Raw genomic sequence first — 20,865 nt, forward strand, 5'->3', positions numbered from 1 at the left:
TTATTCTTATACATCAACGATGAAGGATGCACGATGACTGCGATTTCCCGTTTCCCCGTTCCTGCATTGGCGGATTTGCCTGATGATATCCGTGAAAAAATTTTGGCCGTGCAGGAAAAAGCCGGGTTTGTACCAAATGTATTCCTGACCCTGGCACACAGGCCGGATGAGTTCCGCGCCTTTTTTGCCTACCACGATGCATTGATGCTGAAAACCACCGGGAGCCTCAGCAAGGCTGACAGGGAAATGATCGTCACTGCCACCAGCGCAAAAAACAATTGCCTGTATTGTGTGGTTGCACATGGCGCAATTTTGCGTATTTACAGCAAGAATGCCCTGGTTGCCGACCAGGTTGCGGTCAATCATCTGAAGGCAGACATTACGCCCAGGCAATCTGCCATGCTCGATTTTGCCATCAAGGTTTGTCTTGATTCGCAAAATGTCAATGATGAAGACTATGCGGCATTGCGCAACCATGGTTTTGACGATGAGGATATCTGGGACATTGCTGCCATCACGGCTTTTTTCGGTTTGTCCAACCGCATGGCAAATGTGATTTCCATGCGCCCGAATGATGAGTTCTTCCTGATGGGGCGTACGCCAAGATGAGTGAAGGCAAGTTGCATGCGCAACACCGGATACTGGTGATTGCCCCCAACTGGATAGGCGATGCAGTCATGGCGCAACCCTTGTTGCAGCTCTTGAAACTTGAGCATCCTGCAGTACCTGTCGATGTCCTGGCCCCTGGCTGGGTAGCGCCGGTATTGCGCGCCATGCCTGAAGTTGACACAGTACTGGAAACACCATTCAAGCATGGCGCTCTGCAATTGCGTGAACGTTGGCGTTATGCGCAGTTGCTGCGCCAGCGTGGCTACACCTCTGCCTATGTATTGCCAAATACCCTGAAATTTGCACTTCTGCCCTGGATGGCCGGTATCAAGAAGCGGGTCGGCTATAAAGGGGAAAGCCGTTACGGCCTGATCAATGTGATGCACCATGATGACAAGGCTGCGCCGCGCGCCATGGTGCCTTTTTATGCTGCGCTGGCATTTCCACCATCTGAACAGGCGCCACAGGATTTGCCGCGTCCGCATTTGCAAGTCAGTGCAGGGCAAATCGCTGTAACGATGCAGGCGATGGGTTTGCAACAGGATCAGCCACTGGTCTGTTTTGCCCCTGGTGCCGAATTTGGCAATGCCAAGCGTTGGCCGGTGACGCATTTTTCTGAGCTGGCAAAAACTGTTTGGGCTACTGATCCACAAGCACAGATCGTCTTGCTGGGGTCACCCAAAGATAGGGATGTTTGCCAGCAGATTCAGTCCGCTTGCCCACAAGTACATCAATTGGCTGGCAAAACTTCTCTGGATCAGGCGCTGGCTCTGATTGCAGCCAGCCATGCGATGGTATCCAATGATTCTGGCCTGCTCCATATAGCCTCCGCACTGAATATACCTGTCATTGCCATTTATGGTCCGACTGATCCTGACCACGCGCCCCCGTTTTCGGATGTCGCACACTCACTGTCCTTGCGTCTGGCATGTGCACCATGCAAACAGAGGGAATGCCCTTTGCTTCATCATGACTGCATGAACAAGCTTGATAGTCAGATGGTATGGCAACCATTGCAGAATATCTTGGTCACGGCCAGCCGGCGGGTGCCCGCCTGATCATGGTGCATACAAGGCAATTGATGGAGCAGGCAGCGGGTGTGCCTTTGCCAGGCTGGGAAATTTTGAGGCCGGTAACGCAATTACGGCATTTGCAAAAAGGTGGTCAAATCTTTGCGGCCGGTGAGTGGCAACCCTATGTTTATGTTGTGTTCACAGGGATTGTCAAGTTGACTTATCTGGAGGCTGACGGTGCAGAGTGGATTAAGTCCTTCATTGGACCTGGTGATTTTTTTGCTTCCCCACAGGTGCTGATAGCGGGGCAGACAACCAATTATTTTGCTGTAGCTGTGACTGAATGCGAGCTGGAACAAGTCAATTACGCCCCGATACAGCAATTGTGCGAGCAGCATTCTACCTGGCAAAAAGCTATACGCCAGCTGCTCGAACGGCATATTGTCAGGAAGGAACAACGCGAGCGTGAATTGTTGATGCTGACACCTGAGGACAGATACCTTTCTTTTTTAAAAACACATCCTGCCATGCTGGACCAGTTGCCATTGCGCGATATAGCCCGTTACCTGGGAGTGACACCAGAAGCATTGAGCCGTATTCGCAAACGATTGCGACTGTAAATGATTGTGTAAAGCCCTGATTGACATAGGTAGTTGTTGTAAGATGGAAATGCCTGGTTACTACAGTTGATACCTGAGCATACCTGCACCTGCTTTGCAGGCGCATTAATCTGGTTTGTATCTTTGCTTGTGGCATCGATCTTCTTTCCTCATTCCACTTATGACCAAGCGTGCAAAATTGTGGCTCAGCCTGACCTGCGTGTGCGTGCTGCTCCTGTTTTCGCCAGCCAGCATGGCTTTGGATAAAGTACGTTTGCAACTCAAATGGACTCATGCCTTCCAGTTTGCCGGTTATTACGCGGCAAAAGAGCTTGGTTATTATCGGGAAGCAGGTCTTGATGTCGATATTGTGCAAGCAGGACCTGGGCTGGATGTACTGGAACAGATATCGACAGGTAAGGCGGAATACGGTACTGGCACCAGCAGCCTTATCCTGGCGCGCAAGGCTGGCAAGCCAGTCGTGGTTTTGGCCGTGATATTCCAGCATTCACCATTGATCCTGATCGCGAGGAAAGAAAAGGATGAATCAAACATCCATGATTTGCTGGGGAAACGCATTATGCTCGAGCCCCAGTCCCAGGAGTTGCTGGCTTACCTGAAGCGAGAACATCTACCGATTGATCAACTACAACGGGTCGAACACAGTTTTAATATTGAGGAACTCATTAGCGGTAAGGTCGATGTGATTTCTGCTTATCTCACCAATGAACCTTTCCGGCTGGGACAAGAAGGATTTGCCTACAATATCTTTTCACCGCGATCAGCCGGAATCGATTTTTATGGCGATAATCTTTTTACCACTGAAAACGAGATCCGCCAGCATCCCGAACGCGTCAAGGCCTTTCGCGCCGCTAGTTTACGAGGCTGGGACTATGCGATGTCTCACCAGGAAGAAATCATCGACATGATACTGCAGCGCTATAAAAGTGGTGATGCGAGGCAGTACAACAAGGAATTTTTTCACTACGAAGCTGCACAAACCAGCTACCTGCTCAGCCGTGAGCTGATCGCCATCGGTTACATGAATCCTGATCGTTGGCGGCATATTGCCGATACGTATGCGGAGCTGGGCATGTTGCCAGCGAATTTCCCAGTCAAGGATTTTCTGTATGACGCCAATCCCGACGTGAACTTGCGCTGGGTTTATTTCTGGGGCATGCTGACTTTAGTACTTGCCGGCATTGTTGGTGGTGTTGCGTTGTACATCCTTAAAGTTAATCACAGGCTGGCCAATAGCCTGGCTGAATTGAAAAAAAATGAACTGAGGCTCAATCTCCTGTCGTCCGCCATAGAGCATAGCCCGACTTCTGTCATCATCACCGATGCCGCTAGTGTCATCGAATATGTGAATCCACATTTCACAATAGAAACAGGCTATGGTGCAGATGAAGTGATAGGCAAGAAGCCCAGCCTTTTACAATCCGGACAAGTCAAAGCCGAGACATATCAAGCGATGTGGAAGCAACTGCAGCGTGGTGAAGTCTGGACTGGGGAGTTGATAAACCGTCGCAAGAATGGCGAAGTGTACTGGGAAGAAGCGCATATTGCCCCGGTCAGGGATGACGAGGGCAAGACGCGCCACTATGTCGCTGTCAAAATCGATGTGAGTGAACGCAAGCAAGTCAATGACAAGCTGGCGTATCTCGCCCATCACGACAGCCTTACCCATTTACCAAACCGCACCCTGTTCTTCGAGCGCCTGGCCCAGGGACTGGCTCTGGCAAAGAGAAACAAGACCCGTCTGGCGCTTATGTATATTGATCTTGACCGCTTTAAACCAGTCAATGACACCTATGGTCATGCAGTAGGCGACATCCTTTTACAACAAGCCGCAGAACGCATGACGCACAGCCTGCGGGATTCAGACACCGTAGGGCGCATAGGCGGTGACGAGTTTGTTGCCTTGGCACTGAATGTGGGGGATTTGCAAAGCGCCTGTTTGCTGGCGGAAAAAATATGCGCAGCTCTTCGTGAGGCATTTCATATCGAGGGCAATGAACACCTGGTCTCAGGCAGCATAGGTGTAGCCATTTATCCAGATCACGCGACAACGGTCATTGAACTGGCAAAAAAAGCAGACATTGCTATGTATGCTGCAAAAGCAGGAGGGCGTGACCAGGTCAGGCTTTATCAACAGGACATGCAAGACCCCACCTGATGCCGCGGAACAGACATTACCAGACACGCAGGGATGGTTTCAATCATAAAAACCTGTCCGATCACCGAACCCGTAGCACCATTACTGGAAGCAACTGCATGCATCGATATGAAATAGGTTTTGTAAGGTAACCTGGCAAAGTCACATGCAAGCTTTTATTTTGATGCTATAATGGCATCATAGCATTTTTCTAATATCATAGTACATTGTTTGAGAATGGAGATGCACATGTCTGAAGTTGACCGAAGCACCTGGAATTTTTTGGCGAATACCTACTGGTATGTCAGCTACCCGGATCTGCCCGCCCTGGAATTCTCAGCAAGTGATAATCTGCTGAGCTGGAAAGTCGATCAAACTGTCTGGCACATCTCTGGCTATAAAAACGGCTATTTCTGGGGAGTATCGTCCGCTGTGATTGTAGATGCCGATGAAGGCAGTGGTCGCCGGTCTGCATCTCCGCAGCAACGCAGCATGGTCGGCACAGTCACCGCCAACGGGCAGGTACAGATCAGCTTTATCCGTGGCAGTGGCCTGCGTGAATCGATCGTCACAGGCTTTGGTCATATGAGCAGGCTTGACCAGCAATGGGTATTTCAAATGCAAATGGCTACATCAGGTGGTGGTGAAGAAACCCTGCATTGGGCGAATATGATGGAAACCAGACCAGGCGAGCCCAGCTGGGACAATTTACCAGGCGTGAACTGTTCCGTACAGTCCATGCTGGAAGGCGCGAGTTATCCGCAGTTTGACGAGGGGTAAGCTGCCTCTTTTATATGTATCTGATATTGATGTCCGATGTAAAAAATAGCGTATTTGTCTTAGCGTCGAGTTCTATCCGAATACAGCTACTGCAATGACTGTCGCATTCAAAATGCCGGTTATTTTTGTTGCGGATTGACGGCAGACAATGAGCCATCTTGTCGCCCTTTCCTGACGGCTTTGTTGATCTGCTCTATGATGCCATCGTCTTTGGACGCCAGTATTGCAAAGTGGATGTGATCTACAAAAAGATAATGATCGAGCACCTTGAATGATATGCCGGGTGGCATAGGCATTTCGGGTGCTATCTCTGGCATGGTCTTGTTGAGCATGGCTTCGACCTTGCGTGGATCGGGATCGTAGTGGCTGAACAGCATCACGTCGGTCCGTTTGCTGAGCAGTTTTTTGAGGCGAGATGACAGGGAGTAAACATCATCCTCCGTGAGCAGCAGTTCAGCCCTGGCCTTTTCAAATTCGTCGCCAAAGGTAGAACCACGTATCATGCCGACGATTTTACCTTGCAGGTCTTTGACTCTGGAAAATGGAAAGGACCGGTCACTTCTGACGACCAGCCATACATGGGTAGCAAATACGGGCAAAGAAAAATGCAGTGTTTGTTCACGTTCCTTGGTTTTCGATAATCCAAATGCGAGACCCTCGCCCTCGTTCAGGCTTTGCAGTAAGCGTTTCCATGGATAACGCCTGTATTCAAACTGGACATGTAATTCTCTTTCCACATAAGCGACTGCCTGCTGAAAGACAGGGTTATAAGGGATTTGCGGCGTATTGGTCGTATTTGATTCGGCGATCAGCAAGACCAGCTTGCGCTGCTCTTCTGACCAGACCGATGATGATATGAACAAGGAAAGAATACTCAGAAGATACTGTCTCCGCCGGGATATTTGCTTTAATATCATCGCAGTGATTTTTCCTGCCAATTAGCAATGAATATGGTTTATGTCAGGAAATTATTCTACTCCTTGTGTACTTAGGGGAAGTTCAAAATCTGGTAATTTAAGCTTATTTTTCAAATACATAGTTGCCAGGTGCTTTACCAAGCCCCTGATCAGCAACGCTTCTTGCCTTGATTTGGGTTGCGCTGGAATGCTTGGATAGCCAGGCTTGCCAGTGATTCCACCATGAACCGCTCTCTGTCTTTGACGCACTTAACCAGTCATTTGCCTGCTGAAAAGATTGACCTCGCTGGTCACTGGGTAAATGCTGGTAACTGCGATTGGCGTGACCAGGTTCGGAGACGATGCCAGCGTTATGGCCGCCGGAAGCCAGAACAAAGTCGATGGGCGCATCTGTCAGTACATGAATTTTATATACGGAACGCCAGGGTGAAACATGATCGCGTGCTGTACCGACTACGTACATGGGAGCATGGATATTGTTGAGGGCGACAGCATGGCCATAGACTTCATACCTGCCTTCGGCGAGGTCATTGTGCAGGAAGAGATGCTTGAGGTATTCGCTGTGCATGCGATATGGCATGCGTGTTGTGTCGGCATTCCACGACATCAGGTCATTCGGCGAGCTGCGCGTGCCAAGCAGATATTCCCGCATAATCTTTGACCAGATCAGGTCGCGCGAATTAAGTAACTGGAATGAGCCCGTCATCTGTTCGCCGGTCAGGTAACCTTGCTCCCACATTTGCGCATCCAGCATGGCTATTTGGCCTTCGTCGATGAAAAGGCCCAGTTCTCCCGGTTCCGTGAAATCTGTTTGCGCAGCGAGCAGGCTGATGCTGTGCAGTTTCGGCAAATGGGCGGCAAAGTCCTTTACATGGTCACTGGCCAGCGCAGCAGCCCCGATACTCAGCAATGTGCCGCCGAGGCAGTAACCGACAGCGTGCACAGGTTTGTGTTGTGTTTTGTTACCGACCTCCTCAAGCGCTGCAAACAGACCACTGGCCAGATAATCCTGCATGCCAATGTCACGGTCTTCCTTACCAGGGTTTTTCCATGAAATCATGAATACCGTATGACCCTGGCTGACCAGGAAACGCACCATGGAATTATGCGGTGACAGATCGAGGATGTAGTATTTCATGATCCACGAAGGTACGATCAGGATCGGCTCTGCATACACCCTGGCAGTCTGCGGGGCATATTGTATGAGCTCTATCAGGTGGTTGCGAAACACCACCTTACCCTCAGTGACAGCAACATCACGTCCCGGTTGATATGCCAGTTGCTCAGTTTTATGTTCCCCGGCTTCGACGCCAGGCACTTGAAACTCCAGCCCATTATCCTGCATCCAGTGTGCCGCGCCTGTCATCAGGTTCTTGCCACCCGTGGCCTGGGTAGTGGCGATGACTTCGGGATTAAGCAAAGGAAAATTCGATGGGGACATCATGTCCAGCAACTGCCTGGCCATGAAGTTGACGACATTTTCATGATGCGCAGTGACGCCGCGTACACCCTTGGTAGCGATCTGCCAGAACTCCTGTCTCTGGAGGAAGTATTGACTCATGGCGTTGAAAGGCCAGTTGGCCCAGCCTGCATCGGCAAAGCGGGTATCGCCTGCCGCATTTTTGGCAGTCTCTGCGGGTGTGCCGGTCAGCGCAGGCGCCAGAAATTGAGGCCAACTGGCGATTTGCTTTTGCACCAGATTGCCTAGTTCCAGCTGTTTGCCTGGTGAGACGGCGAGATGCATGCCCCAGTCCATCCAGGCCAGCGCCACGCTGGCGGGTGAGATACCGCCCGTCATTTTGGCAATATTGTTTTGCAAGGCCATATCGAGAGGATGCACTTCAGCCTCATCGTCACCCAGATAGCAAAGTGGGCGGGCAGGCCCCGCATAGTCTTTCTTTTGACCAGTCTGTTGTGTGGTGTTGGCAGGGCTGTAATCAGTTTTCATTAGCGCATCCTCGTTGATGTAGGCCTATTCTGGCAAACATGTCAGTCTATTGAATTGATTCGAATCAATTGCATTGTGCAAATGCAGCAATACACTAAGGATACTCTTTTTTGGTGAATACATGATGACCCTGTTCAGACCACTTCCTCTCTGTAGAAATGCAGAAAATGCTCCCATGCATCGGCAGATGAATTCCTGTGCAGACATACCGGGAGCAGTAAAAAAACGAACGAAAATCAAGGCTTTCACACAAAGTTTGATTTGCATCAATGTTTTGTTGCTTGGCGCGCCAGCACTTGCCGCAGAGAGCCTTGAACAAGTCTGGAGCATCGCTTTACAGCGTAATCACATGCTTGCTGCTTCGCAGCAAAAAGAGCAGTCGGCGCAACATCAACTGGCTTCGGCACAAGCCAATTACCTGCCAAGGCTGAGCCTGGAGAGTGGCTATATGCGTACCGAAAGCGAACCGGCAGCCAAAGTGAATATACCGGCGCTGCCCATGCTGAAAGGTACTACGCTGCCGTTTGCGCAAGAGTCGTCTTATTTCGGCGGTCTCAGTGTTTCTGCACCTTTATATACCAGCGGCAAGATATCATCCGGCGTCGAGGCAGCCCAGGCGCAATCCGAAGCGACGTTGGCCCGCACCCAGCTTACCCGCAGCGATCTCAAACTGGCGATTGCGCAAAGCTATATTGCCGTATTGCGGGCCGAGCATGCGGTGAATGTCAGTAACAGCCATATCGCTGCAGTCAGCAAGCATGTGGATGATGTACAGGCACTCTTTGACAAAGGCTATGCTGCCAGACACGATTTGCTGGCTACCCAGGTGGCGATGGCAAATGCGCGTCAACTGGGGCTGCAGGCAAACAATGCGCTGGAGCTGGCGCGTGCGGCATTGAATCGCTGGCTGGGGCGTGAATATGAACGCGCGGTCGAGATACAAGACATCGCCGGTTTTAACAAAGAGGCAGTCATGGCGGATTTGCCTGCTCTTTTGCAGTCCGCGAACAATGACCGCAAGGAGCTACAAGAGTTATCCAGCCAAAGCCTGGCCTATAAAAAACAGGCCCATAGCGTTGCCGCCGGACATATGCCGCAGATAGGCGTCACTGCCGGTTATAGCAAGCTGGAAAACCGTTACCTTGCCGAAGACAAGGGCTGGTATGTAGGCGTGGTGATGAAATGGGATTTGTTTGATGGTGGACTGATCCGTCATCAGGCATCACAGCTTTCTGCCAATGCACAGGCGATCAATGAGATGGAGGCAGACACCCGTGAGCGCATTTCCTTGCAGGTGCGGCAATCCTGGCTCACGCAGCAAGAGACCAGGGCGCGCATGCAACTGGTGGAAAAGGCGGTAGAACAGGCTGAAGAAACACTGTCGCTGGCACGCGAGCGCTACCGCTCAGGGCTGGCACCAAATAGTGATGTGCTTGATGCCGAGACGCGCCGCTTGCAGGCACTCTCCAATCGCGATAACGCGCTCTATGACCATGAATTCGCCCGCCTGCAATTGCTGCATGCTGCCGGCAAATTGTAAATGACACATTTCATGTTACCTATCAGCATTCAGGAAAAATGATGGAAAATAAATCCAAATTAATGGGCCCGGCCCTGCTCGGTGTTGCTGCCGTGCTTATCGCTGGCGGTTATTTTTACTATCTGGCTCAGTCACGCAAGATGCCAGAAGGCCTGATCGTCGCCAATGGCCGTATAGAGGGTGACCGTGTCGTCGCCGCTGCAAAATACCCTGGCCGCATCAGCAAGGTGTTTGCCAGAGAGGGGGACAGTGTCAAAGCTGGTACCGTCATTGCACAACTTGAAGATGAAAGTATCCAGGCCAAGGTCGAGCAGGCCCGCCAGGCTTCCAATGCAACTGAAGCACAAGTCCGTGCGGCGCAAGGTGCCCTCGATGTGGCGCAAAAAGAAGTACCTTTGGGTATCAACCTCGCAGATGCAACAGTCAGCCAGGCTCAGTCTGTCTATTCCAAGGCCATGGCAGTCGAACAGCAGGCCAGGCTTGATGCGCAACGTCACAAGGACTTGTTTGACCGTGGCGTTATCGAGAAGCACAGATACGAACAGGCTGACCTTGCCTGGCAGGTGGCACAGTCAGATGTCAAGGCGGCGCAAGAGGCGGTGAATCGTGCGAGGCAAGGGCTCGCACAGGCGCAACTGGGGAATGACAAGGTCAAGGCAAGGCAGCAGGACATTGCAGCTTTAAAAGCCCAGCATGACAGGGCAGATGCTGCCGTGACAGAAGCCAGTTCCGTGCTCGCTGATCTGCTCATCAAGTCGCCAGGTTCTGGCGTGGTGCTGACACGTCTGCGTGAACCAGGCGAAGTTGTCATGCCTGGAGGATCGATCCTGGAGATGGTCGATCTTGATCATTTGTATCTGAAGGTCTATGTCGCCGAATCAAGGATAGGACAGTTACGCCTGGGTTTGCCCGCACGCATTTATGTAGATTCGCAGGGTGAGCAATTTTATGAGGCCAGGGTCAGCTATATCGCCACCAGGGCTGAGTTTACACCCAAGGAAGTACAGACCACCGATGAACGGGTAAAACTGGTGTATGCAGTCAAGCTCAGCCTGGACAAGAATCCTGAACACCGCCTGACACCAGGCATACCGGCAGATGCCGTCATACGCTGGAAAGAAGATCAGGCCTGGCAAAAGCCACGCTGGAAATAAGTGCCCGCGATGACGAAACAAATGCAAACAGTCGCGACGATTTCCACGCCAGTCGTCCTTGCGCGTGCACTGATGAAATTCTACGGCAACTCGATTGCCATGGATGGCATCACCTTGCAGGTCGAAGCCGGCGAGATTTATGGCCTGATTGGTCCTGACGGGGCTGGCAAGAGCAGTTTGCTCAAATCGGTGGCAGGCGTGCTGGCACATGATGGTGGCGACTTGCAGGTGTTTGGCACGCTGATCAATTCTGAAAAAAGCAGTGAATTGATCAAGGACAGGATAGGTCTCATGCCCCAGGGACTGGGACAGAATCTGTATGGTGACCTGTCGGTAGAAGAAAACATCGACTACTTCGGAGGCTTGCGTCTGTTAAGCAAGAGTCAGCTAAGCGAGCGCAAGGAAGCACTGCTGCGCAGCACCAGGCTGGAAAGATTCCGTGACCGTCCGATGAAAAACCTGTCAGGCGGCATGAAGCAAAAACTGGGACTGGTTTGTACCCTTATCCATGAGCCTCAACTGGTGATACTGGACGAGCCAACCACGGGCGTTGACCCGGTATCCCGTCGCGAATTCTGGAGCATCCTTGCGCGCCTGCTCAAGGAAAAAGGCATCACAGCCCTGGTGTCCACCGCCTATATGGATGAAGCCAGCCGCTTTCACCGCGTGTCGCTCATGCATGCAGGCAAGATACTGGCATCGGGCGAGCCCGAGCAAATCAAGACTCTGGCGGCGGGCTCTGTAGTCAGCATGGTATGCAGCAAGGCGGAGCAACAGATAGCCGCTGTCCATCAGCTTGGCCAGCAGTTCCCGCAGATGGAAGTATTGGGGCAAGACATACGCGTATTCGTCGATGAGACCGAGGCTGCCAAGGCCAGCACGCAAGTACAGCGATGTGTGCCTGATGTCGCTATCAGTCATATTGAAGTGCTGGAGCCAGAGCTGGAAGACGTCTTTATCGCGCTGCTGCGAAAAAAACAGCTACTGACCGGCAAAGCGGTTCAAAAAAATGCTGATGCCACTGATGTACCTGCCCAGCGCCATGCCGATCAGGGCCTGGCGATAGAGGCAGAAAATCTGTCGCGTATTTTTGGCGCGTTCAAGGCAGTGGATGATCTGAGTTTTCGCGTACCGCAAGGCGAGATTTTCGGTTTGCTGGGCGCAAACGGCGCCGGTAAAAGCACGGTCATCAAGATGCTGACTGGCATACTCAGCCCCAGCAGCGGCAAGGGCCGGGTGGCGGGAGCCGACATGCGGGATGCAGGTCGGCAGATACGTGAACGCATAGGTTATATGTCGCAGGCGTTTTCTCTTTACCTTGACCTTTCCGTGCTGGAAAACATACGCCTGTATGCTGGTATCTATGGCTTGACCAGGCAGCAAACCGCAGCCCGCATGGACTGGATACTGGATATGGCAGGCCTGCGCCCTTTTGGCAGTGCGCTGGCAGCCAGCCTGCCCATGGGCTTGCGCCAGCGCCTGGCACTGGGCTGTGCGCTGATACACAGGCCGCAAGTACTGTTTCTTGACGAGCCTACCTCGGGAGTTGATCCACTGGGCCGCCGTGCCTTTTGGGAGGTCCTGTTCCGGCTTGCACGCGAAGAAAACGTCACTATTCTTGTCACGACCCACTATATGTCAGAGGCTGAGCATTGCGACCACATCGCACTCATGTACGCCGGGCGCATCGTGGCAGATGCCTCACCTGATCAATTGAAGGCAGACGTGGAAGCGCAGGCTGGCAAATTGTATGAATTGAAGGCGGCAGGTGATGCCAACCAGGCGCAGGCCATGCTCGAGACTCTGCACAAGAATGGTTTTTCCAGCGCCGCATTGTTTGGTGCGCGCATCCACGTGATGCTGCCGCAACCTGAACAGGATTTGCCGCGTCTCCAAGCGCTTCTGCAGACACCTGATATGCAGTTCCAGCAAAAGCGTTTGAGCATGGAAGACGTCTTTGTCCACATCGTCACCAGGCTGGAAGCAGAAGATGCCAAAGCGAGGGGAGAGCAAGCATGAATCTGCGGCGTATCAGCGTAGTGGCGTATAAGGAGTGGCGTGAGATCGTGCGTGACCGCCTGTTTTTTGTCCTGGCTTTTGTCGTGCCGTCCTTATTGATGCTGCTGTTTGGCTATGGCTTGTCGCTGGATGTGGAAAACATTCCGCTGGCGATTGTGGATTATGACCAGTCTGTCAGCTCGCGTGATTACGCGCATCACTTCAGTGATTCGCGTTATTTTTCTTTCCAGGGCTATGCGCACAGGGAGCAGGAAGTAGAAAAGCTGTTGGTCGATAACAGTTTGCGGGCAGTCATCATTATCCCGCCTGATTTTGGTGCCCGTTTGAAATCAGGGCAGGCAACGACGTTACAAACCTGGATAGACGGTACTTTCCCTTTCCGTGCACTGACGGCAAAGGGTTATGTGACTGCCATCAATGCTGCGATGAATCTCGATAATCTGTCAGCCCATTTTTCTGCGCTGACAGGCATAGGGCAAGAGACTTTGCGCAACAGCATGCAATCGGTCAAGCTGGAGACCCGGTATCTGTATAACCAGGAGGTCAAGAGCATCTGGTCGATAGCGCCCAAACTCATCATGGTTATCCTCATGCTGTCACCACCATTCCTGACAGCCTTGGGCGTCGTCAGGGAGAAAGAATCTGGTGCCATCTATAACGTTTATTCATCCACCTTGTCACGGGGTGAATACCTGATTGGCAAGTTGCTACCCTATGTAGGCATTTCCATCGTCAATGCCTGCGCACTGACTGCATTTGCCCTGCTGCTGTTTGGTGCGCCATTCAAGGGTGATCCGCTATTCTTTTTGCTGTCTACCATACTGTATGTGATTTGTACTACTGGCATAGGCCTGCTGGTATCAGTGATGGTCAATACCCAGGTGGCCGCCATGGTTGGTACGGCCATTGTGACTGTAGTACCTGCTGTACTTTACTCAGGCATGATTATTCCCATTCCTTCGCTGTCTGCCATTGCCTCTGTCATTGCCCATGCCTTGCCTGGCATGTATTACGCAGAGATTGCCATGGGGAGTTTTCTCAAGGGGGTTGGCATTGCCGCATTGTGGCAAGACATGCTGATCCTGGCCCTGTATGCAATAGCCTTGTTCACTGCAGGATTTCTTGGGTTCTCCAAGCGACCAAAAAATTGATACGGAGTGATAGGAAATGAGCAATCTGTTTGATCGTATCTGGTGGAGTCGCTTGCAGGCCATGACCTGGAAAGAGTTATTGCAACTCATGCGCGACCCTGTCTTGCTGGTGTTTGTGCTGTATGCATTCTCTGCTGATATCTACAATGCCGCCTCTGGTGTGTCATTCCAGTTAAATAATGCGGCTTTAGTATTGTTTGACCTGGACCGCAGTGCGGCATCACGCGAGCTGGCAGGGCGCTTCATGTCGCCGGAGTTTCGCTGGGCAGGTGCCATCACGCATGCCAGCCAGGGACAGCAATTGCTGGATGATGGCAAAGCAATGGCGGTACTGGACATACCGCCGGGTTTTGCAGACAAGCTGGCGCGTGGCGACACGGCATCTGTACAGATGCAGATTGATGCCTCCAATTCTGTACAGGGTTTTCTGGCAGCCGTGGATGCAACACAAATCGTGACACGCTATGGTCTGGAGCAGACCGCGCAGCGTTATGGTGTTGGCGTTGGTGGCCTTGGTGACATAGGCGGAGCAGGAGGGGCTGTGGATGCGCCACTGATCAATAACCAGACCCGGGTCTGGTTTAACCCTAACCAGAATGATGCCTGGTTCATGGGCATTTCAGAATTATTGAATGTGATTACCCTGTTTTCGTTGCTGCTGCCAGCAGCTGCCATGGTCAGGGAAAAAGAACGTGGCACCATAGAGCAGTTGCTGGTATCACCCCTGTCACCATTGCAGATCATGATACCCAAGATAATTGCGATGGTGGCAGTGATACTGGGTGGCACTGCGCTTGGACTATTCGGCATCCTTGTGCCGGTCTTTGCAGTACCTGTTGCGGGCAGCCTGTTCTTGTTCTTTGTGCTGACTACCTTGTATGTCAGCACCCTGGCCGGCATAGGTATATTGATCGCCACCATGACGCGCAATATGGCGCAGGCAGGCATGATGGTGATACTTATCATCGCGCCCATGATGTTTTTGTCTGGCGCATGGACTCCTCCTGAAGCCATGCCCACCATCATGCGACTGGGCATGTATGTATCGCCGCTGTATTACTACATCAATGCCAGTTACGGCATTTTGATGAAAGGCGCGGGTTTCAGTGTATTGTGGCCCATGTTCTCGGGCATATTGCTGATCGCCGTATTGGTGAGTTTGACGACGATAGCGCGTTTTAAAAAGCAGTTTGCCTGATGTTCATTCAAGGCAGGCTCCGCGTTCAGGTTTAACCGAAATGGATAAAAAAATGACTGCAGCAAGTTCTTCATTTTCATTGCAAGGCAAGCGCGGCCTGATCATAGGCCTCGCTAATGAGCACAGTATTGCCTATGGCTGTGCAGCCATGCTAAGGCAATTGGGTGCAAAGACGGTATTGTCCTGTGTGAATGCCAAGGCGCATCAATTTGTCGCGCCCCTGGCGGCAGCGCTGGAGTCCACGCTCGTCGTATGTGACGTGGAGCAGGACGGATCTCTGGAAGCCCTGGTTGAAGTGGCAGTTCAGGAATTGGGGGAACTGGATTTTGTCATCCATTCCATTGCCTGGGCGCCATTGGATGATTTGCATGGCCGCGTCGTAGACAGCTCCAGTGCGGGTTTCTTGCGGGCGATGAATGTCTCCTGCCATTCATTTGTCCGTCTTGCCAGGCTTTGCGAACCACACTTGAGCAAGAGTGCCAGTATCATGACCATGACCTACCTGGGTGCAGACGAAGCCGTTGCCCACTATGGCATCATGGGGCCGGTCAAGGCGGCACTGGAATCAAGCGTGCGCTATCTGGCGACTGAACTCGGCCCCAACGGTACACGGGTGCATGCGATATCCCCTGGCCCTGTACCTACCCGTGCTGCTTCCGGCTTGCAAGACTTTGATAGTCTGATGCAGAAGGCTGTTGCCCGCTCCCCTCTGGGCAGGCTGGTGACACTCGAAGAGATAGGCAGGCTGGCCGCATTCCTGGCCAGCGATGCTTCGTCCGGCATGACGGGGCAGACACTGTATGTCGATGGCGGTTATCACGTCGTAAATTAATGAGAGTCCAGATCAAATGAATACCATCAGCACAGCAACGAATGAACAAGACCTGATCTCCAATGTCGTTTATGAAGACTTGCAGATAGGGCAGACCGCGAGCCAGACCCGCACACTGACGAACACCGATATCCAGGCCTTTGCTACTGTATCGGGTGACGTCAATCCCGCTCACCTGGATGCAGAATATGCGGCAAACACGCTATTCCATGGCGTGATCGCTCATGGCATGTGGGGAGGCGCATTGATCTCCACCATACTGGGTACGCGTCTGCCTGGCCCTGGTACGATCTACCTCGAACAAAACCTGCACTTCGTCAAACCCGTGCGCATAGGTGATACCCTGACCGTGTCTGTGACGGTGCTTGCCAAGGATGATGCGAAAAAGCGCGTGACCCTCGATTGCGAAATCAGGAACCAGAAGGGCGACAAAGTCGTCTATGGAGAAGCATTGGTCATCGCTCCCACTGAAAAAGTCAGTCGCCCGCGCGCCCATCTGCCTACTTTGGCCATGTTCAATCTCGGTGAGCGCCAGCAGCACTTGGTTGATAGTGTCAAAGACCTGGCGGCCATACCCTGTGCTGTTGTTCACCCCTGCGATGTCGATTCCCTGCAAGGCGCGGTCGATGCCGCAAAACATGGCCTGATCATACCCATCCTGATCGCCCCTCTGGCAAAACTGGTCGCTGTCGCCGCTGCCGCCAATATTGATATTGGCAGCTATGAGCAAATCGATGTACCACACAGCCATGCCGCTGCCGAAAAAGCCGTAGAACTGGCTGCGAGCGGCAGGGCAGAAGCCTTGATGAAAGGCAGCCTGCATACCGATGAGCTCATGCATGCCGTCGTTGAATGTGCTGCCTTGCGCACCAAACGGCGCCTGTCACATGTCTATCACCTGGATGTGCCCATGTACCACAAGCTCTTGCTATTGACGGATGCTGCCCTGAATATTTATCCGAGCTTGCCAGAAAAGGCCGATATTTTACAAAACGCCATCAACCTGGCCCATGCCTTGAATATCACCGAACCCAAGGTTGCTCTCTTGTCGGCAGTTGAAACCGTGAACCCCAAAATCAATTCCACCATTGATGCCGCTGCCTTGTGCAAGATGGCAGAGCGCAAGCAAATCACCGGTGCCATTGTTGATGGCCCGCTGGCATTCGACAATGCCATTTCTGCCCGGGCAGCACAAATCAAGGGCATAGTATCCGCCGTTTCAGGAGACGCCGACATACTCATGGTGCCAGACCTTGAATCCGGCAATATGCTAGGCAAGCAATTTGAATATCTGGCAGGCGCTGCTACCTGTGGTGTTGTTCTCGGTGCCAAAGTCCCCATCGCACTGACCAGCCGTGCTGATGGCCCATCGTCCCGTGTTGCTTCTGCCGCCCTCGTCAAATTGCTGGCGCACGAATACCGGAAGAATGCACCATGAAGCAGCCCGTCATCCTGTCGGTGAATTCAGGTTCATCCAGCATCAAATTTGCGCTGTATCCGTTTACAAATGAGGGCGTGACTGGCAGTAATCTGACAGGTGTCATCGAGGGTTTGCAACCTGGTGGCAAGCCCGTCATACAATATCGTGCCGGTGCTGAAGCTCAAACCCTGACACTGGATCAAACGGATATCAAGGCCGCAGGCGGTGACCAGTTCGCCGCCGCGCTGCAAGCCCTGCATGGCGTGTTGACGAGCCATAGCGCAGACATACAGATAGCGGCTGTTGCCCACCGCATCGTCCACGGCGGTGAGCGTTTTTCATCTTCCATTGTGATAGATGATGCAGCCCTGGCCTACCTGCATACTCTCGATACACTGGCGCCATTGCACCAGCCACATAATCTGGAGGGCATAGCAGCCTTTCGCCGCGCCTATCCCGGCATACCGCAGATAGCCTGTTTCGATACCGGCTTCCATGCTGATATGCCCGCATGCGAAACTACGCTGGCCCTGCCGCAATCCCTGCGTGCAACAGGCATACGCCGCTATGGTTTTCACGGCCTGTCTTACCGCTACGTCGCCAGCCACCTGGCCCAGCAGTCGGCACGCGCATTTGATCCCGCTGCCGGGCGAGTCATCATGCTGCATCTCGGTAACGGTGCCAGCGCCTGCGCCATGAAAAACGGCAAAAGCATCGCCAGTTCCATGGGCTTCTCAGCACTCGACGGCCTGATGATGGGTACCCGCTGCGGTGCCCTTGACCCCGGTGTCTTGCTACACCTGATGCAGCAGGGCTGGGATGAAAAAAGAATAGAAGCTACACTGTACAAAGAATCCGGCCTGCTTGGTGTGTCAGGCATATCCGCTGACATGCGCACCCTGCGCGCCAGCAGCAACCCGCAAGCCAGCTTTGCGATCGATTTATTCACCTACCGCGTCATACGCGAATGCGGTGCATTAAGCGCCTGTTTGCGCGGGCTGGACGTGCTGGTGTTTACAGGTGGTATAGGTGAGCACGATGCCACGCTGAGACGAGAGGTGGCAGAGGGACTAGCTTACCTCGGCGCGCAAATCGATATGAAAAAAAACCAGGCAGCCAGAGGCGATGACATAGCTCCTGTCCATGCGCCAGACAGCAGTATAGAAATCTGGGTGGTTCCTACTGATGAAGGTCGTATTGCCGCAAGAGATGCACAGCAACTGCTTGTACTCAAACAATAAGGAGTAACAGCTTATTTTTGCTTGGCTTGTCGCGCGGATCTTTTCTTGATCACTTCTATTTTGGCTTTGAGCATAGTGAGTTCTCTCATCGATTCGGCCGCTTTAGGTGACAGATTGCCAGTCTCTTTCGCAATATCCAGCAATACATCAGTAATCAGTCCCAATTGCGTACCATACGATGCCAGATGAAATGCCTGCGCTTCAATTTCTGCATCACCAGAGACCGGTGGAATCATATTATTGAACCAGGTCGTATTCGGTTCGATTTTTTGTGCGACGCTGCCACTCCAGGGAAAGTGAAACTGAGGTGACCAAACCCATAACCATGGATACATGATAGCTCCTTAACTGATTAAAATTTACAACAGCGTAAAATGATAAAAAGCATGACTCAGTAATAATCAAGGGATGATTTATCAGTGCGCAAACTCAAAGAGTGTGTAGATGACTCATGGCTTTGTGCATTTTCTCCACAATAACCGAAGATTCGCAATGAGTCATGACGAGTTCCTGTGTAGCTCGCGTCATTGCAACGTAAAGCAAGCGGGCTTCGTCTTGAATGTCGTCTTCTTCACTACTTGATACGCCAATCGCCGGTATGCAGACAAGCGGAAATTCAAGCCCCTTGCTGCTATGCATAGTGATGATCTTTACACCGTCGTGCGACGGCGCAAACACCTTCTTTTTATCTTGCTGCCATTGAAACGGGATATCTCGTCTTTTCAGTGCTTCTGTCATTTGCTGACCGATACCGTAGCGGCGATAAATGACAGCCATGTCATTCCATGGTGTGCCGGTACGATTTGCTTCAACAAGTTTATTGGCTAGAAAATCTGCTTCTGCTTTCAGCGTCGGTAGCTTGATCAATAGAGGTTTGGCCCCATGACGGCCTGCACTCATGGGCTGTACTGTCGGCACCTGATCTTCTTCTGTCTCATTTGTTTTGAGTAATTCGTCGGCAAAAGCGCGGGCCACCGACAAAATTTCTGCAGTATTACGATAATTCAGCTTCAGTATTGTCGTACGACCTTTGGCCTGAACTCCTACGCTGGAAAAGGAAAAACGCAGCTTTTTCGGGCCGTTGTAAATGGATTGAGCATCATCATAGAGAACAAGCAGCGAATTCGTGTCAGGATGAATCATTTGCACAACAAGTTTGAACCACTCTGGTTTAAAGTCATGCCCTTCGTCAATCAGCACGGCATCATACTGAGCGGATGGAATGATTTTTTGTTCCACTGAGCGAATAACCCGGTTGACACACTCTTCAAAATAAACATTCAAATCTGGGCCCTGCGGTGGTTTTCCTGCATGATAGGTATCAAGCTGGCGATTACACCATGCATGGAAGCTGACTGCGTGGATCTTGTCTTCCAGACCTTTCACCTTGATCACTTGCGACAGCTTTGCTGCGAGGATTCTGTTATAGCAAAGAATCAAGATAGGGCGCTGACAAACTTTGGCCAAATGTTCAGCACGGTAGCCAAGAATCAAAGTTTTTCCTGATCCTGCTACACCATGTATGACGCGATGACCTTCGCCCAGGCTGCGGGCCAACTGTTCTTGCTGAATGTCCATAACGCGCAGTATGTCGGGGATCTCTGTTTCACTGAACATGTCATGTTGTGAAGTCAGTCGTATTTCTGGAAACATGTGCCATCGAATACGGTCAATTTGCGGCAGTGTGAGCCGACGGTCAAATTTGACTGGGAACATGGCCCACATTCTTTGCTGGAAAGATTCGGCATCAGTGGTTTCTGTCATTTCATCCTGACAGATGACAAGATGTTCGGGTAACACCTCAGCCAGGTTGGTATCATTAAACTGTTTGCGACTGATGTTGGCAAGTACCAAACCATGGCCATACGGGAATATAAGCCGGCCTTTCCATTTACCGTCACTCCAGACAAGTTGTGGATCGCGCTCCAGTTTATTTGTAATGGCAAACATATACTGTCTGGCTTGTTCTATCGGATTAAGTACGTTTTTTAAGCCTTGACCGGTCAGGATTTGAGCACATTGCTTGTCAAGACTGATAATCGTCGATATCCGCCAGTCTTTTACTTCAAGAACCAATACTCCTCGGCTGGGGTGAAAAACGACGAAATCAGGGTGCTGCGTTCGCTCACCGATGGAAATGTCGTACCAGCATAGATAATCTTCTTCCAGTTTATCTTCCAGACGTTGAGCGAAACGCTTTTCCCCGCTCTCCATTCTGGAAAGGCAGGAATTGATGGTAGGTATGAGAGTTGCCAAAATGATCTCCAAATCACTTATTGTTATATT

General features: G+C 51.7%; 17 protein-coding genes. 13 read left to right on the forward strand and 4 right to left on the reverse strand.

Features of this window, described 5'->3' with window-relative positions; all coding sequences use genetic code 11:
- Nucleotides 1–33: 33 nt before the first annotated feature.
- The 5 genes from LZ463_RS12180 to LZ463_RS12200 all read left to right on the forward strand — a co-directional run bounded on the left by LZ463_RS12180 (nucleotide 34) and on the right by LZ463_RS12200 (nucleotide 5,159).
- The gene (locus LZ463_RS12180; protein WP_241455944.1) at nucleotides 34–609 is read left to right on the forward strand and encodes a peroxidase-related enzyme; all 576 of its coding nucleotides are present in this window, start codon (nucleotides 34–36) and stop codon (nucleotides 607–609) included.
- On the forward strand, nucleotides 606–1,667 hold the full coding sequence (waaF, locus tag LZ463_RS12185) for a lipopolysaccharide heptosyltransferase II (RefSeq protein WP_241455947.1): 1,062 nt from the start codon (nucleotides 606–608) through the stop codon (nucleotides 1,665–1,667). Before LZ463_RS12180 ends, waaF begins: the two co-directional genes overlap by 4 nt.
- Nucleotides 1,613–2,242, forward strand: coding sequence for a Crp/Fnr family transcriptional regulator (locus LZ463_RS12190; protein ID WP_241455949.1), 630 nt, complete (start codon nucleotides 1,613–1,615; stop codon nucleotides 2,240–2,242). Before waaF ends, LZ463_RS12190 begins: the two co-directional genes overlap by 55 nt.
- 160 nt (nucleotides 2,243–2,402) lie before the next feature.
- Complete coding sequence (locus LZ463_RS12195) at nucleotides 2,403–4,400, forward strand: ABC transporter substrate-binding protein (protein WP_241455950.1); 1,998 nt, start codon at nucleotides 2,403–2,405, stop codon at nucleotides 4,398–4,400.
- Between the two features lie 228 nt (nucleotides 4,401–4,628).
- Nucleotides 4,629–5,159 (forward strand): hypothetical protein, encoded by a 531-nt coding sequence (locus LZ463_RS12200; protein WP_241455952.1) that lies wholly within the window; start codon nucleotides 4,629–4,631, stop codon nucleotides 5,157–5,159.
- Between the two features lie 119 nt (nucleotides 5,160–5,278).
- Here the strand turns inward: LZ463_RS12200 and LZ463_RS12205 are convergent, their stop codons facing one another.
- Together LZ463_RS12205 and LZ463_RS12210 are read right to left on the reverse strand one after the other, a co-directional pair.
- A complete protein-coding gene (locus tag LZ463_RS12205; protein WP_241455954.1) occupies nucleotides 5,279–6,022 on the reverse strand; it encodes a substrate-binding periplasmic protein in 744 nt (247 codons plus the stop codon).
- A gap of 157 nt (nucleotides 6,023–6,179) precedes the next feature.
- Nucleotides 6,180–8,024, reverse strand: coding sequence for a PHA/PHB synthase family protein (locus LZ463_RS12210; RefSeq protein ID WP_241455956.1), 1,845 nt, complete (start codon nucleotides 8,022–8,024; stop codon nucleotides 6,180–6,182).
- A 187-nt stretch (nucleotides 8,025–8,211) separates the two neighbouring features.
- Between LZ463_RS12210 and LZ463_RS12215 the strand changes: the two genes are divergently transcribed.
- The 8 genes from LZ463_RS12215 to LZ463_RS12250 are packed head-to-tail and all read left to right on the forward strand — an operon-like array spanning nucleotide 8,212 to nucleotide 18,579.
- Nucleotides 8,212–9,564 carry a TolC family protein gene (locus LZ463_RS12215; RefSeq protein WP_241455958.1) on the forward strand — a complete coding sequence of 451 codons (1,353 nt, stop codon included), beginning with the start codon at nucleotides 8,212–8,214 and terminating at the stop codon, nucleotides 9,562–9,564.
- Nucleotides 9,565–9,602: 38 nt separating this feature from the next.
- A complete protein-coding gene (locus tag LZ463_RS12220; RefSeq protein WP_241455961.1) occupies nucleotides 9,603–10,718 on the forward strand; it encodes an HlyD family secretion protein in 1,116 nt (371 codons plus the stop codon).
- 9 nt (nucleotides 10,719–10,727) lie between these two features.
- Complete coding sequence (locus tag LZ463_RS12225) at nucleotides 10,728–12,737, forward strand: ATP-binding cassette domain-containing protein (RefSeq protein ID WP_241455963.1); 2,010 nt, start codon at nucleotides 10,728–10,730, stop codon at nucleotides 12,735–12,737.
- Nucleotides 12,734–13,888, forward strand: coding sequence for an ABC transporter permease (locus LZ463_RS12230; protein ID WP_241455964.1), 1,155 nt, complete (start codon nucleotides 12,734–12,736; stop codon nucleotides 13,886–13,888). The genes LZ463_RS12225 and LZ463_RS12230 overlap by 4 nt, the downstream gene beginning before the upstream one ends.
- 16 nt (nucleotides 13,889–13,904) lie before the next feature.
- On the forward strand, nucleotides 13,905–15,086 hold the full coding sequence (locus LZ463_RS12235) for an ABC transporter permease (protein WP_241455966.1): 1,182 nt from the start codon (nucleotides 13,905–13,907) through the stop codon (nucleotides 15,084–15,086).
- A gap of 52 nt (nucleotides 15,087–15,138) precedes the next feature.
- Nucleotides 15,139–15,918, forward strand: a complete 780-nt coding sequence (fabI, locus tag LZ463_RS12240; protein ID WP_241455968.1) for an enoyl-ACP reductase FabI — start codon at nucleotides 15,139–15,141, stop codon at nucleotides 15,916–15,918.
- A 16-nt stretch (nucleotides 15,919–15,934) separates the two neighbouring features.
- Complete coding sequence (locus LZ463_RS12245; protein WP_241455970.1) at nucleotides 15,935–17,356, forward strand: bifunctional enoyl-CoA hydratase/phosphate acetyltransferase; 1,422 nt, start codon at nucleotides 15,935–15,937, stop codon at nucleotides 17,354–17,356.
- On the forward strand, nucleotides 17,353–18,579 hold the full coding sequence (locus LZ463_RS12250; protein ID WP_241455971.1) for an acetate/propionate family kinase: 1,227 nt from the start codon (nucleotides 17,353–17,355) through the stop codon (nucleotides 18,577–18,579). The genes LZ463_RS12245 and LZ463_RS12250 overlap by 4 nt, the downstream gene beginning before the upstream one ends.
- Nucleotides 18,580–18,590: 11 nt before the next feature.
- On the opposite strand, the gene LZ463_RS12255 is transcribed toward LZ463_RS12250, so the two are convergent.
- Together LZ463_RS12255 and LZ463_RS12260 are read right to left on the reverse strand one after the other, a co-directional pair.
- Nucleotides 18,591–18,914 carry a hypothetical protein gene (locus LZ463_RS12255; RefSeq protein ID WP_241455973.1) on the reverse strand — a complete coding sequence of 108 codons (324 nt, stop codon included), beginning with the start codon at nucleotides 18,912–18,914 and terminating at the stop codon, nucleotides 18,591–18,593.
- A 94-nt stretch (nucleotides 18,915–19,008) separates the two neighbouring features.
- Nucleotides 19,009–20,835, reverse strand: coding sequence for a DEAD/DEAH box helicase (locus LZ463_RS12260; RefSeq protein ID WP_241455974.1), 1,827 nt, complete (start codon nucleotides 20,833–20,835; stop codon nucleotides 19,009–19,011).
- Between the last annotated feature and the right edge of the window lie 30 nt (nucleotides 20,836–20,865).

The sequence above is a fragment of the Undibacterium paludis genome, from assembly GCF_022568815.1.
GTDB lineage: Bacteria > Pseudomonadota > Gammaproteobacteria > Burkholderiales > Burkholderiaceae_D > Undibacterium.

Bases quoted from the DNA above. Each gene is read 5' to 3' on its own strand.
- LZ463_RS12180 (WP_241455944.1), top strand. From the start codon at position 34: ATGACTGCGATTTCCCGTTTCCCCGTTCCTGCATTGGCGGATTTGCCT.
- waaF (WP_241455947.1), top strand. From the start codon at position 606: ATGAGTGAAGGCAAGTTGCATGCGCAACACCGGATACTGGTGATTGCC.
- LZ463_RS12190 (WP_241455949.1), top strand. From the start codon at position 1,613: ATGGCAACCATTGCAGAATATCTTGGTCACGGCCAGCCGGCGGGTGCC.
- LZ463_RS12195 (WP_241455950.1), top strand. From the start codon at position 2,403: ATGACCAAGCGTGCAAAATTGTGGCTCAGCCTGACCTGCGTGTGCGTG.
- LZ463_RS12200 (WP_241455952.1), top strand. From the start codon at position 4,629: ATGTCTGAAGTTGACCGAAGCACCTGGAATTTTTTGGCGAATACCTAC.
- LZ463_RS12210 (WP_241455956.1), bottom strand. From the start codon at position 8,024: ATGAAAACTGATTACAGCCCTGCCAACACCACACAACAGACTGGTCAA.
- LZ463_RS12215 (WP_241455958.1), top strand. From the start codon at position 8,212: ATGAATTCCTGTGCAGACATACCGGGAGCAGTAAAAAAACGAACGAAA.
- LZ463_RS12220 (WP_241455961.1), top strand. From the start codon at position 9,603: ATGATGGAAAATAAATCCAAATTAATGGGCCCGGCCCTGCTCGGTGTT.
- LZ463_RS12225 (WP_241455963.1), top strand. From the start codon at position 10,728: ATGACGAAACAAATGCAAACAGTCGCGACGATTTCCACGCCAGTCGTC.
- LZ463_RS12230 (WP_241455964.1), top strand. From the start codon at position 12,734: ATGAATCTGCGGCGTATCAGCGTAGTGGCGTATAAGGAGTGGCGTGAG.
- LZ463_RS12235 (WP_241455966.1), top strand. From the start codon at position 13,905: ATGAGCAATCTGTTTGATCGTATCTGGTGGAGTCGCTTGCAGGCCATG.
- fabI (WP_241455968.1), top strand. From the start codon at position 15,139: ATGACTGCAGCAAGTTCTTCATTTTCATTGCAAGGCAAGCGCGGCCTG.
- LZ463_RS12245 (WP_241455970.1), top strand. From the start codon at position 15,935: ATGAATACCATCAGCACAGCAACGAATGAACAAGACCTGATCTCCAAT.
- LZ463_RS12250 (WP_241455971.1), top strand. From the start codon at position 17,353: ATGAAGCAGCCCGTCATCCTGTCGGTGAATTCAGGTTCATCCAGCATC.
- LZ463_RS12255 (WP_241455973.1), bottom strand. From the start codon at position 18,914: ATGTATCCATGGTTATGGGTTTGGTCACCTCAGTTTCACTTTCCCTGG.